This window comes from Segetibacter koreensis DSM 18137, assembly GCF_000374045.1.
In the GTDB taxonomy this organism is placed as follows: Bacteria; Bacteroidota; Bacteroidia; order Chitinophagales; family Chitinophagaceae; genus Segetibacter; species Segetibacter koreensis.
The window spans coordinates 132,395-145,820 of sequence record NZ_KB893314.1; the positions used below are offsets into that span (position 1 = coordinate 132,395).

Genomic DNA, 13,426 nt, shown 5'->3' on the forward strand with positions numbered 1-13,426 from the left:
AAACTTACTGAAGGCCGCTATTTTAATTGAGCTATAATTTTTGTAACAGTATCACTGGTAAGACTAATCATGGGTTGTGGATACACCCCAAATATCAATACGACTGCTACTAAAATTACCAGCATTAATCTTGTGTTTGCAGGAACTTTTAGCCTCGTGTCCTCTGCGTCTCTTACTTCACCGAAAAATATTTTTTGCACCATCCACAATGTATATACTGCCGCAAGAATGATACTGATAGCTGCTACTGCACCTAATATTTTATTGTAATGGAATACACTGTTAAACATAAGAAATTCACCAATAAATGAATTAGTCAGAGGCAATGCTATGTTAGCAAGGGCCATTATAACAAACAGAATAGCCAGGGCCGGCGCTTTTTGTGCGAGTCCCCCCAATTCACTGAATTTTCGTGTTCCCATTTGTTGCTCTATTACATCTACCACTATCCACAATCCTATTATGTTTACACCGTGTGCAAACATCTGGAATATAACTCCCTGCATGCCTGTTGCATCACCTGTGAACATGCTTGCGGCCATTAAACCAATATGGGCAATAGAAGAATATGCTATCAGCCTTTTAATATCATCCTGGCGAATTGCAATAAGGCTTGCATATAACATCCCTATAACTGCAAGTATAATTACTGCATCAGACATTCTTACAGAAGCATTAGGAAACATAGGTAGAAGCCATCTTATTACAGCGAAGACTCCCATCTTCACCATAACCCCACTCAATACCATAGTAACTGCAGTAGGTGATTGCTCATAAGTATCGGGCTGCCATGTATGAAAAGGAAATACAGGCATCTTAATGGCAAAAGCAATAAAAAACAGCCAAAAAGCAAAATTTTCTTCCCCTGCCGTTAATGATAAATTATGAAGAGATGTTATAGCAAATGAATGGTCAGGAGTTTTGTAATAAACAAACAAAATGCCTACAAGCATGAGCAAAGAACCAATAAATGTATAAATGAAGAATTTAAAAGTTACTGGTATTCTTCTTTCGCCGCCCCATTTAGAACAAAGGAAATAAGCAGGAATAAGAGCAAGTTCCCAGAAAAAATAAAAAAGCAATAAATCCATTGAACAAAAGACACCTGTTAACCCTGCTTGCGTCAATAACATGAAGCCGTAAAAGGCGTTAGGGCTTTTGTAATGGTTATTATATGTAGAGGCAAAAATAATCGGAAAGGATACGGCGGTTAAAAGTGTAAGCATTTTGCCCATTCCATCCAAAGAAACTGTAAAACGGCTACCCATCATAGGTAACCAGGATGCATCGAAAGTAAGTGAATTGGTATTTTGAAAAATGCTTATCAGCGAAATAACAAGCGTTGCCACAGCGCTTAACAAAGCCCACCCTTTTGCACTTTTTTCGTCTTTAATAAAAAAAGATACGAAGCCGGCCAGCACAGGAACAATAATTAATAAAACAGTAATCATACTTTATTTTTACCTGCAATTATTTTGAAAAGTAATTTAAAACCGGGTTCAGATTATTTCCATAAAATACCAATATGATCATTAGCACTATACTTAATACCATAAGCAGGATGTAATTTCCGACCTGCCCGCTTTGCATCAGCCTTATCTGCCTGCCGGCATATTGCACACCACGTCCCACCCCGTTTACTACACCATCTATCCCACTCTTTTCTACAACATTTTTAAATACGCCTGCTATTCCCAACAAAGGCCTGGCAATTATAGCATCATACAATTCATCTACATACCACTTGTTTGCTAAGAACTTACCGGTTCCTTCAGGTTCAGCTATTTCAGGTTTTTTGCTAAATCGCGTCCAGGCATAAATGATTGCTATAACTGCAACAACAACCGAAACAGCCATTAACATCATTTCCGTACCGGGAGTTAAATGTTCTGTCGCCTCAGTAGATTTTACAATAACGGGTGAAAGAAAATGTTCTAAAGCATGAGCATTTGAAGCAAATACTTCAGGAATGCCGACAAATCCTCCAACTACACTTAATATAGCCAAAATGATTAAAGGAATGGTCATTGCCGAAGGACTTTCGTGCAAATGATGTTCCTGCTCGTGCGTGCCACGGAAATGTCCCAAAAAAGTCATTGCATATAACCGGAACATATAGAAAGCTGTCATTCCTGCTGTAATAACGCCTATTATCCAAAACACTTTATTATGCTCGTACGCTGCTGCCAATATTTCATCTTTACTAAAAAAGCCACTGAACGGAGGAATACCTGATATAGCTAAACAAGCAAGCAAAAAAGTAATATGTGTTATCGGCATATATTTCTTTAAGCCACCCATAAAACGAACATCCTGTTGGTTCTGCATAGCGTGAATAACGCTACCTGCACCAAGAAATAGCAAAGCTTTGAAAAAAGCATGGGTCATTACATGAAAAACAGCACCGGTATAAGCACCCACGCCTAATCCCAAAAACATATAACCTAACTGACTAACGGTAGAATAAGCCAGTACTTTTTTAATATCATTTTGTTTTAAAGCAATAGTTGCCGCCAGGAAAGCTGTGGAAAGACCAATGATAGCTACAAAAGTCTGTGTTGCCGGAGCCATAGTGTACAACACATTGCTGCGGACAATCATATAAATACCAGCCGTAACCATAGTAGCTGCATGTATCAATGCAGACACCGGTGTAGGACCAGCCATTGCGTCTGGTAACCAGGTATATAAAGGAATTTGTGCACTTTTACCCATTGCGCCAACAAACAATAACAGTGTAATTGCTGTCACCTCGTAATTGCTGAAAGTGGATGCTTTTGAAAAAACTTCACTATAAGTAACAGTTCCCAGCTTACCTAATATCCAAAAAACAGCCAATAGAAACCCCAGGTCCCCAATACGATTCATTACAAATGCCTTTCTCGCTGCATAGTTATAATTGTTGTTTTTAAACCAGTAACCAATCAACAAATAAGAGCAGAGGCCGACACCTTCCCAACCAATAAACATAATAACATAGTTTGCTCCCAATACTAGCAATAACATAGAGAAAACAAAAAGATTCAAATAAGAGAAGTATCGCCCGTAGTGCTGTGGCTCCTCTTCATGCATATAAGACGTGGAATAAACATGAATAAGAAATCCCACGCCAGTAATAATTAATAAGAACAGTGTAGACAATTGATCCACCTGGAAAGCAAAAGGAATATTAAATGCAGGAACTTTTATAAAAGGAAAAAGGCTTACAATAACCGGTTGAAATCCATCTTGTTTAACTTCGAAAAAAATGCCAAGGCTTACAGCAAAAGAAGCAAGAATGACTCCGCTGCCAATAATACCAATCAAAGATTTAGTTAATAATTTACGTCCCAGCCCATTAATAAGAAACCCTATCAAAGGAAACAGCGGTACTAAGTAAACAAGTTTTGCCATAATTAACCCTCTACCCACTTCCCTGTAGGGGGAGGTGTATATTTTTTAATTTTATTATAATGCCCTTCGTTCTTTTCACTCCTCTCAGGAGAGTAGTAAAGGGATTAATTCTTCAATCTATTCAAAAAATTTACATCAACAGAGTGAGTATTTCTGTACATCATTACTATAATAGAAAGACCCACACAAACTTCTGCAGCTGCCACAACCATTATAAAAAACACAAACAACTGTCCATCAATTCCTGCCAGTGAGGTAGGATTTGTTGCCAATGCTTTTCCATTATGCATTTTAGAGAATGCTACCAGCAAAAGGTTGACAGCATTCAGCATGAGCTCAATGCACATAAAAATAATAATTGCATTTCTGCGTGTTAATACCCCTACAACTCCAATGCAGAACAAAACAATAGCAAGTGTTATATAATATGTTATTGGCATAGTTACCAAACCCGCATAAGGGCTTCTTTAACACTTAAATCCAACCGGACTTAAGGTATTTATAAATAAAATTCTTTTCAATGTAATATTCGCTTCGTTATTTCCCCTGTAACGATAACGCTAATCTTTCTTCCCTATCACTACAGCTCCGATCATTGCACTTAAAAACAAAACACTCGTAATTTCAAATGGTACTACATAATCGACAAATAATACTTTACCTAGTGTTTTTATCAATCCTATATTTCCTTCTCTCACCATTGCGGTAGCATTTTGCACTTCGGAGGCGCTTCTCACTACATCAATCATTATAAGCATAAGACAACCACCAGCAATTGTGCCTGCAAGTCTCAATCGGTTGTTTTTCTGCGGTTCGGAGTCGCTGTTAAGATTCATAAGCATCACTACAAAGAGAAAAAGTACCATGATAGCCCCTGCATATACAATAAGATTAACTATTGCTATAAACTGTGCATTTAGTAAAATATAGTGACCTGAAATTGCAAAGAAAACAATGATAAGCCATAATATACTGTGTACAGGATTTTTGCTTATCAAAACCATTGTGGCACTCAGGAGGGCCAGGGCAGACAGGAACCAGAATAATATTGCAGTTGTACTCATTAGTTACAGTTAGTAAAGGGCTTTAATGTGTTGCAGGTGCTCTTTCCCCTTTTGCCTTTTCATATTCTTCAGGCTGTGTCAGCGGGTCAGGTATCAGCAAATCCTCTTTACCATATATAAATCCTTTTCGCTTGTAGTTAGCAGGCGCAAAAGTTTCACTTAAATAAATCGCATCTTTAGGACAAGCCTCTTCACACAATCCACAAAAGATGCACCTAAGCATGTTTATTTCATACTTTGCCGCATACTTTTCTTCCCGATACAAGTTTTCTTCTCCTCTTTGTCTTTCTGCCGCCTCCATTGTTATTGCTTCTGCAGGGCATGCTAATGCGCACAATCCGCAGGCAGTACAGCGTTCGCGTCCTTCTTCATCCCTGTTCAATACCTGTAGTCCCCGAAACACCTTCGCGAATGGTCGTTTCTCTTCAGGATAACGAATAGTAGGAACTTTTTTAAATATATGGCTAAACGTAATAGCCATGCCTTTAAATATTGATGGAAGGTATATCCTTTCCAGCAAGGTCATTGGCTTACGCTCAAGTTGTTTTACTTTCTTTGTTAACGGTTGCATATTGTTCAAAGCTTGTCAATTTAAGACTAAAGCTTCTTTAAAAATGATTGCAAAAATATTTTTCTACTGCTATCCTACCAACTTTTATTTACCCTAAATCTGTAACGCTACTTTTTGTAAATCTTTTGTTAGCAGGCATTCTATTTCTTAAACGTTTGAAGCCGTGCCCATGACCTAATACTACTGATTATAACTTAGACCTTATTCGTTTTTTTCTAAACATTGCTTGTTGTGTGAGCATTCAAACTAGCCCTGTCTCCACAAAATAACCGCGCCAGTAATAAACATATTTACCAGGGCCAGTGGAATTAAAGATTTCCACCCCAAGTTCATTAATTGGTCATAACGAAAACGTGGCAATGTCCAGCGTACCCACATGAATATGAAAATAAAAATAAACGCTTTGACTAACAATGCTACGACGCCTATAAGTGCCGCGATATTAACAGGCAGGTTAGCTTCATTTAGAAACGGAACGTCGTAACCTCCGAAATACAATGTAGCCATAATAACACTACTTATAAACATATTGATATATTCAGCGAAAAGGTAAAAGCCTAACTTCATACTTGAATACTCCTGGTGATAACCAAAGTTCAGTTCATTCTCCGCCTCCGGCAAATCAAAAGGCGCTCTGTTACATTCTGCAAAAGCACAAATTAAAAAAATGAGAAAACCAAGGGGTTGGTAAATAATATTCCAGTGGCCGTGTACCTGCTGCTCAACAATCGTCTTCATACTTAATGAACCGGTAAGCATTAGCAAGGCAATAAAAGAAAGCCCCATAGCAAGCTCGTAACTAATCACCTGCGACGCACCCCGCATAGCAGCCATTAGAGAAAATTTATTATTACTTGCCCATCCACCTATCATAATTCCATAAACACCGGTACTTACAACACCAAAAATGAAAAGAACACCAATGTTAATATCAGCTATCTGCAATGGTATATGACGGTCAGCACCAAATAAAGTAAAATGAATTTCATTGCCCCACGGAATTACCGCACTGGTCATCATAGCAGTAAGCATTGCAAGGCATGGGCCTAAGACAAACAATAACTTATTTGATGTATTTGGTATAATTTCTTCTTTAAAGAATAATTTCATACCATCTGCAAGTGGTTGTAAAAGACCGAAAGGGCCGGCTCTGTTTGGACCAACCCGATCCTGTAGGATCGCTGCAACTTTTCGCTCTCCATACGTAGCATACATGGCAATGACCAGTGAAGCTGTAATAATTACTGCAATTAATACAAGTTTTTCAATTAATAAAGTCCAATCAATAGCTAGTAGAGTCATCAAATTCTTTTATAAGTTTTTCAATAATCCTTTTAAGTTTTGTTATAACCATTTGTGTGACGGCTCACAACCGTTCAAGTCTATCTAAAATATGTATAACATTACATGTAATCCTTTTTCTCATCTGCCTCACTCCTTATGCAGGAAACGAAATTGCCAAATTTTCTTACAGATTTATCTTTGATAATTGCTGATTATCTTCTTACTATCATCATTTTTCAAAACCATGCTTAAAGTTATTTAGGCGAAGGTAATACTGTACCCTTCCCGTTATTGAAAACTTCAGCCGTTGCAGGTCCTTCTATGGCGCTTAAGTGTACAGAATTTTTATTTACTTCGCTTACAGTATGTATATCCATCAGTAATTTAGGATGTCTTCCACCCATTACTTCTGCAATAGTTTCATGCGGTTTTTTAGTTCCAACATAATGTCCGGCTGAAATGACTGAGTGCCTTTTTATCTTCCTCGGCCCCTCAATAATCCAGTCGCTTGTCTTCTTTTTATCGAAGCGGCATGTGTTGCAAATCCATCCTGGTTTTCCATCCGGTGCATCTTCCACTTCACCCCACTCATCTTTTCGGGCAGTTACCCTAAACACTTCATCTCCACGGTTCCATAAAGTTACTCGTCCACAGCACTTATCACAGTCTCTGTGTGCATCCATTGGTTTTAAAAACCACACACGATTTTTAAAACGGAATGTTCTGTCCGTTAGTGCACCTACCGGGCAAACATCAATCATATTTCCGCTAAAATCGTTGTCGATAGCTTTAGAGATATAAGTGCTTATTTGCGCATGCTCACCGCGATCGAGAATACCGTGAACACGAGTATTAGTAATCTGGTCAGCAACATATGTACAACGATAGCAAAGTATGCAACGTGTCATGTGCAGTTGAATATATGGCCCTATGTCCTCCCGTTCGAACAACCTTCGTTGAAACTCGTAACGGGTGCCTTCGCTTCCATGTTCGTAGCTTAAGTCCTGCAAATGACATTCGCCTGCCTGGTCGCAAATAGGACAGTCTAAAGGATGATTTAACAATAAAAATTCGACAATTCCCTTACGTGCATCCAAAACTTTTTCGCTGGTGATGCTTTTTACAATCATTCCATCCATCACGTTGGTACGGCAACTTGCCACCAATTTTGGCATGGGGCGAGGATCAGCCGTTGAGCCCGCGGCTACCTCTACAAGGCATGTCCTGCACTTGCCACCGCTTCCTTTCAGCTTACTGTAAAAGCACATAGCCGGTGGTGTTACATCACCGCCAATCTTTCTTGCCGCAAGCAAGATGGATGTTCCCGGAGCAACCTCGACTGTTATATTGTCAATGGTTACTTTAAACATTTGCGGAACCTCTTTTTTTACTTCTTCAGCCATATTATATTGTTTTACGTATCGCCATACTGGCAGAGACGTAAATTTTTGTATAGTTTGTATCCAATTTAAAAGTGCTTATGCAACCACTTCCCTCGCATCAGCATAATGTGCCAATCCAAAATTTCTTACCTGGGATTCTTCAGGATTTAATACATGCCACTCAAACTCGTCTCTAAAATGCCTGATTGCTGCTGCTACGGGCCAAGCGGCTGCGTCCCCCAGCGGACAAATGGTATTTCCTTCAATCTTCCTTTGAATATCCCATAACAGATCTATATCACTCAACTTACCTTTTCCATATTCAATGTTATACAAAACCCGTTTCATCCATCCGGTGCCTTCCCTACAAGGGCTGCATTGTCCACAACTTTCATGATGGTAAAAACGAGCTAAAGTTAACGTATTACGCACCACACATTGGTCTTCATCCAATACTATAAAACCTCCGGAACCCATCATGCTCCCGGTAGCAAATCCGCCGTCAGATAAACTTTCATAATTCATATAACGTGTTTCGCCTTTTGCGGTCTTTAGTAACAGGTTAGCAGGTAAGATAGGAACCGATGATCCACCGGGAATACATGCCTTTAATCTTTTACCGTTAGGTATGCCACCACAATACTCGTCACTATAAATGAATTCTTCAACACTAATGGTCATGTCTATTTCATAAACGCCAGGCTTGTTGATATTTCCACAGGCGCTTATTAATTTTGTGCCGGTAGATTTACCTATCCCAATCTTCGCATACTCAATTCCTCCCATATTTATTATAGGAACGATCGCAGCTAAAGTTTCTACATTATTTACCACTGTAGGACAATCCCATAAACCTTTGATTGCGGGAAAAGGTGGTTTTATTCTTGGATTTCCTCTTTTACCTTCAAGGCTTTCAATTAAGGCTGTTTCCTCACCGCAAATGTAAGCTCCTGCACCACGCTGTACATAGATCTGGCAGTCAAAGCCGCTTCCTAAGATGTTCTTACCCAGCCAGCCGTTTTGGTTTGCCTCATAAATAGCCTGCTCTAAAATATCCGGTATCCATGCATACTCTCCACGTATATAAATATAGGTCCTGTTGCTTCCTAAAGCAAAAGACGATATAATTAAGCCCTCAATTAACAAATGGGGCAAAAACTCCATCAAATACCGGTCTTTAAATGTACCGGGTTCACTCTCATCTGCATTGCAAACAAGGTAACGAGGTATACCTTCAGGCTTAGCAAGAAAACTCCATTTCAATCCTGTCGGAAAACCAGCACCGCCCCGTCCTCGCAGTCCACTTTTTTTAACCTCTTCCACAATATCGGCCGGCGCCATTTTGAAAGCCTTTTCCACAGAAGAATAACCGCCGTTTTTGCGGTATGCTTCGTAAAAACGAATACCTTCAACGTTTGCCTTATCTAATAATAATTTCATATGCCTTAAATCCAAAAAGGACTTTTAATATCTTGTTATCTTAATTGTGCAATACTTACATTAAAAAACCTACTTTTTCAATTCCTGGTTAAACATCCAGCTTACGCCAAATTTGTCTTTCAGCATTCCAAACCGGGCTCCCCAGAAAGTATCCTGCAAAGGCATCGCAACCGTTCCGCCTTCGGCCATTTTATTAAAAACTGACTCAAGTTCCTCATTTTCTAAAACGTCAACTGATAGCTGGATATTTCCATCAGTAGAAACTTCCTGGCCTTTAAAAACATCAGAGATCATTATAAGGTTGTCACCAAATGTTAATCTGCCATGCATTATCTTCTGTTTGTAATCCTCATCGGAAGGCATAGGACTGTCGCCATATCGTTGAAGGTAAGCAATACTACCTCCTAAAGCGGTTGCATAAAAATTCATTGCTTCTTCGGCGTTTCCCTGAAAATGTATATAAGGTACAAGTTTCATATAAGTTCAGATTATAGTTACTTAGGATTAACCTTAACTGCCTGTCTTGCAAATAACCTCCACTTTCCTTTATCCTTTGCCCACACCTGCATGATTCCGATATTTAAAGGATATGTACTGCCTTCTTTAGAAACCTGAGCACGAAGAATATAACGAATTATAGCTGATTGTCCTGCATAAGTAGTGCTTAGCCGTTCTAATGACAAATCTTTATAAGATTCCAGCGAGTGCACTGCGTTATGAAGCATTACGGGCTTATTTTCTAAAACGCCAGTGGAATGACCGTAAGTAACATTCTCAGCTACCAAATCCTGTATCGCCGCACTGTCTTTAGTTTCGAACACTGCCTTATTTAAGGCCTCAACTTTTGTCCAGACTTCAGCATCTTTACCTGACTGGCTAAAAACAGTTGAAGCAAAAAAAGACAGCAATAAGATCAATAATAATTTTTCCATGCATTAATTGTTTATAGCTGAAAAACTACGGCATTCTTCAATGATGGCATCTACTTTTTCAGGTGTTAAATGCTCCCGGAAGAGTTTACCTAACTGCATCATCGGAGCATAGCCGCATGCGCCCAGGCATTCAACAGTTTTTAAAGTAAATAGACCATCAGGCGTAGTTTCACCTACATTTATTCCTAATTTGCTTTTTATATAATTAATTATATCGTCGCTTCCTCTCAACATACATGGACCCGTTTGACAAACCTCAAAAAGAAATTTACCTACCGGTTTCATATTGTACATGCTGTAGAAGGTCGCTACTTCATATACTTCAATTGGAGTAATATCAAGTAGCCCGGCTACGTAATCCATTACAGGTACGTCTAACCAGCCGCCAAATTCTTCCTGTGCCAAGTGAAGTACAGGTAGCAATGCGCTTTTCTGTTTCCCTTCAGGATATCGTGCTATGATTTCCTGTACTTTAGATAAACTCTTTTCCGAAAATTGTATCATTTATAAAACAAAATGCAAAAATGAAAAGGTAAAAGCACTTTCATTTTTAATTTTTAATTTTTAATTTTCTAGCCATCCATTTCACCTGCAATGAGGTTAAGTGAACTCATACAAATGATTGCATCGCTTAACATACTGCCTTTTACCAATTCCGTAAATGCCTGGTAATATATAAAACATGGCCTGCGGAAGTGTAACCTGAAAGGCGTGCGTCCACCGTCACTTATTAAATAAAATCCCAATTCGCCATTTCCTCCCTCAACACTATGATATACTTCTCCCACCGGCATTTCAACTTCGCCCATAATTATCTTAAAATGATAGATCAAGGCTTCCATTTTGGTATAAACGTCTTTCTTCTCAGGTAAATAATATTCGGGAGCGTCAGCATGAAAAACTTCAGCATCCTTTCCCTTAAAATCCTGTACTTTCTGGTAAGCCTGTCTTATTATACTAAGCGATTGCCTCATTTCTTCATTACGAACCAGGAAACGATCATACACATCCCCTGTTTTACCAACAGGAACATTGAAATCAAAATCTTCATAACTGCTATAAGGCGAATGAACACGAACATCATAATCAACGCCCGCTGCACGAAGATTTGGACCGGTAAATCCATAATTAAGCGCTCTTTCAGCACCAATTCCTCCTACTCCCTGGGTACGCTCCATAAAAATACGGTTGCGGGTAAAAAGGTTTTCAAACTCTTTCAAAACCTTCGGGTATTCATCTAAAAACTTTTCAAGCTTTCTAAAAGCAATATCATTAAAGTTTCTTTCAAAACCTCCGATACGACCAATGTTGGTCGTTAAACGGCTACCACACACTTCTTCCCATATTTCATAAATCAATTCACGGTATTGCATCACGTATAAAAAGCCTGTAAAAGCACCCGTATCCACGCCAATTACAGAGTTGCAAATAAGATGATCAGCAATTCGTGCAAGCTCCATTATAATAATACGAAGGTACTCAACACGTTTGGGAAGGCTTATCCCTAAAAGTTTTTCACATGTCATATGCCAGCCCATGTTATTTATAGGGCTGCTGCAATAATTTAACCTGTCAGTCAAAGGCGTTATCTGGTACAAAGGCCGACGCTCTGCTATTTTTTCAAATGCACGATGTATATAGCCAACGGTTTGTTCTGCATCTACAATTCTTTCTCCATCAACTTCCAATATATTTTGAAACACCCCATGCGTAGCCGGATGCGTCGGTCCCAGGTTAAGGGTGGTTGTCGTCTTCTCTATACTTCCGTCCGGAAGTCTTCTATGATGTTCTGCAACAGACATTCTTTATTTTTTATGTAGTCAGCCCTTTGTAATTCTATTCAGCATCGTTGTGTCACTCACTTGTACCGCAACGCTTTTATAACCAGGTGTTATCCTTGTCAGCTTCACTAATTGTTTTTGGAGCATCTTGTGCTCTTTCATCACCAAAATCGTCACTGCCGCCCCTGCCAAACATTTCATCATCCTTGTCAATTCTGCTTTGGTCTTCAAGCGGGTATTCCTTGCGCATTGGGAAATAATCCATCTCATCAACGTTTAAAATACGCTTTAAATTAGGATGACCGATGAAATTAACGCCGTAAAAATCATAGGTCTCTCTTTCCATCCAGTTTGCAGCTTCAAAAAGTTTTGTAGCAGTAAAAACATCCGGCTGTTGAATAGGGAGATACACTTTAAATCTTATGCGGACATTCTCAACAAGATTGTGCAGGTGATATACCACAGCCAGTTCCTCCCCTGTCCTATCAGGAAAATGAACTGCACATAAATCAGTAAGAAAGGTAAACTGCAATTCTGCATCATCATATAAAAACTGCATTACTTTCAGGTTCAAATCGCGGGGGGCAGAAAAGGTAAGCATTCCGTAGGGCTCTTCAAAGCCATCCAGTACATCTCCAAATTTTTCCTGTAAGCGTTGTTTAATCAGTTCGTTATTTAACGGCATTTATTATATTAATTTGAAAATGAAGTAATCTGAAAATTTGAAAACCTATTGATTTTTGTAAACTTTCAAATTCTTGCATTTATTCATTTCTGACAGTTAAATTAAAAAATCTCAATCCCGGTTTTAAAACCTTTCAAACTATTCAAGTGTCCAACCTGACATGTCTTTCTATTGTATTCCGTAGCTCTCCATCAACCCCTTGTAGGTTTCACCATTTCTGCGCCGCAGGCTTTCATTATGCACTAAATCCTGAATACGTAAAACGCCATCTATAATAGCTTCAGGTCGTGGAGGACAACCTGGTACATACACATCTACCGGAACTACCTGGTCAATACCCTGTAGTACGCTGTAGGAGTCAAATATACCACCGGAGCAGGCACATGCACCCACTGCCATTACCCACCTTGGCTCTGCCATTTGCAGGTAAACTTGTTTTACAATCGGAGCCATTTTTTTTGCTATGGTGCCCATAACCATTAATAAATCACACTGGCGCGGCGAAAAACCTAATCTCTCACTTCCAAAACGTGACATATCATAGTGTGAACCCATCGTTGCCATAAACTCGATGCCGCAACAACTTGTAGCAAATGGTAAAGGCCATATTGAATTTTTTCGGGCGATACCTACAATCTTCTCAAAAGAAGTAGCCATAAACCCTTCTCCCATATAACTTTCAGGAGCTTCTAACTCCTTAACCTGTGTGTGAAATCTTACTGGACGACCCATAATTTATCTGATTTTATTCATCCTCAAATAACTACAATACGAATAATAATCTCATAAAAAGCAGAAGCCTTATGATGGCTGTAATTTAATGTCAAAAGTAATACAAGTGTGTCAATTACAGTCAAATGATTTAAACAGAATCTATCAGTTTCTATAATAAAA

General features: G+C 39.0%; 14 protein-coding genes. All 14 read right to left on the bottom strand.

Annotated features, from left to right (window positions below):
• Positions 1 to 17 precede the first annotated feature (17 nt).
• The 14 genes from B154_RS0100685 to B154_RS0100750 all read right to left on the bottom strand — a co-directional run bounded on the left by B154_RS0100685 (position 18) and on the right by B154_RS0100750 (position 13,264).
• Positions 18 to 1,451 carry a complex I subunit 4 family protein gene (locus B154_RS0100685; RefSeq protein WP_018611053.1) on the bottom strand — a complete coding sequence of 478 codons (1,434 nt, stop codon included), beginning with the start codon at positions 1,449 to 1,451 and terminating at the stop codon, positions 18 to 20.
• Between the two features lie 19 nt (positions 1,452 to 1,470).
• Positions 1,471 to 3,393, bottom strand: coding sequence for an NADH-quinone oxidoreductase subunit L (gene nuoL / locus B154_RS0100690; RefSeq protein WP_051084269.1), 1,923 nt, complete (start codon positions 3,391 to 3,393; stop codon positions 1,471 to 1,473).
• A gap of 104 nt (positions 3,394 to 3,497) precedes the next feature.
• Positions 3,498 to 3,833 (bottom strand): NADH-quinone oxidoreductase subunit NuoK, encoded by a 336-nt coding sequence (gene nuoK, locus B154_RS0100695; RefSeq protein WP_018611057.1) that lies wholly within the window; start codon positions 3,831 to 3,833, stop codon positions 3,498 to 3,500.
• 120 nt (positions 3,834 to 3,953) lie between these two features.
• On the bottom strand, positions 3,954 to 4,457 hold the full coding sequence (locus B154_RS0100700) for an NADH-quinone oxidoreductase subunit J family protein (RefSeq protein ID WP_018611059.1): 504 nt from the start codon (positions 4,455 to 4,457) through the stop codon (positions 3,954 to 3,956).
• A 22-nt stretch (positions 4,458 to 4,479) separates the two neighbouring features.
• Positions 4,480 to 5,028 carry a NuoI/complex I 23 kDa subunit family protein gene (locus B154_RS0100705; RefSeq protein ID WP_018611060.1) on the bottom strand — a complete coding sequence of 183 codons (549 nt, stop codon included), beginning with the start codon at positions 5,026 to 5,028 and terminating at the stop codon, positions 4,480 to 4,482.
• A 246-nt stretch (positions 5,029 to 5,274) separates the two neighbouring features.
• Entirely contained in the window at positions 5,275 to 6,330 is a 1,056-nt protein-coding gene (nuoH, locus tag B154_RS0100710) for an NADH-quinone oxidoreductase subunit NuoH (protein ID WP_018611062.1), read from the bottom strand.
• 236 nt (positions 6,331 to 6,566) lie between these two features.
• Entirely contained in the window at positions 6,567 to 7,715 is a 1,149-nt protein-coding gene (locus B154_RS0100715; RefSeq protein ID WP_018611064.1) for an NADH-quinone oxidoreductase subunit G, read from the bottom strand.
• Between the two features lie 75 nt (positions 7,716 to 7,790).
• Entirely contained in the window at positions 7,791 to 9,134 is a 1,344-nt protein-coding gene (gene nuoF, locus B154_RS0100720; RefSeq protein WP_018611066.1) for an NADH-quinone oxidoreductase subunit NuoF, read from the bottom strand.
• Positions 9,135 to 9,203: 69 nt separating this feature from the next.
• A complete protein-coding gene (locus B154_RS0100725) occupies positions 9,204 to 9,611 on the bottom strand; it encodes a VOC family protein (RefSeq protein ID WP_018611068.1) in 408 nt (135 codons plus the stop codon).
• Positions 9,612 to 9,628: 17 nt separating this feature from the next.
• Positions 9,629 to 10,066: a nuclear transport factor 2 family protein gene (locus B154_RS0100730; protein ID WP_018611070.1), complete on the bottom strand. Its 438-nt coding sequence runs from the start codon at positions 10,064 to 10,066 to the stop codon at positions 9,629 to 9,631.
• 3 nt (positions 10,067 to 10,069) lie between these two features.
• On the bottom strand, positions 10,070 to 10,570 hold the full coding sequence (locus B154_RS0100735) for an NADH-quinone oxidoreductase subunit NuoE family protein (protein WP_018611071.1): 501 nt from the start codon (positions 10,568 to 10,570) through the stop codon (positions 10,070 to 10,072).
• Between the two features lie 68 nt (positions 10,571 to 10,638).
• On the bottom strand, positions 10,639 to 11,868 hold the full coding sequence (locus tag B154_RS0100740; protein ID WP_018611072.1) for an NADH-quinone oxidoreductase subunit D: 1,230 nt from the start codon (positions 11,866 to 11,868) through the stop codon (positions 10,639 to 10,641).
• Between the two features lie 76 nt (positions 11,869 to 11,944).
• Entirely contained in the window at positions 11,945 to 12,532 is a 588-nt protein-coding gene (locus B154_RS0100745; protein ID WP_018611073.1) for an NADH-quinone oxidoreductase subunit C, read from the bottom strand.
• A gap of 168 nt (positions 12,533 to 12,700) precedes the next feature.
• Positions 12,701 to 13,264: an NADH-quinone oxidoreductase subunit B gene (locus B154_RS0100750; protein ID WP_018611074.1), complete on the bottom strand. Its 564-nt coding sequence runs from the start codon at positions 13,262 to 13,264 to the stop codon at positions 12,701 to 12,703.
• Positions 13,265 to 13,426 lie beyond the last annotated feature (162 nt).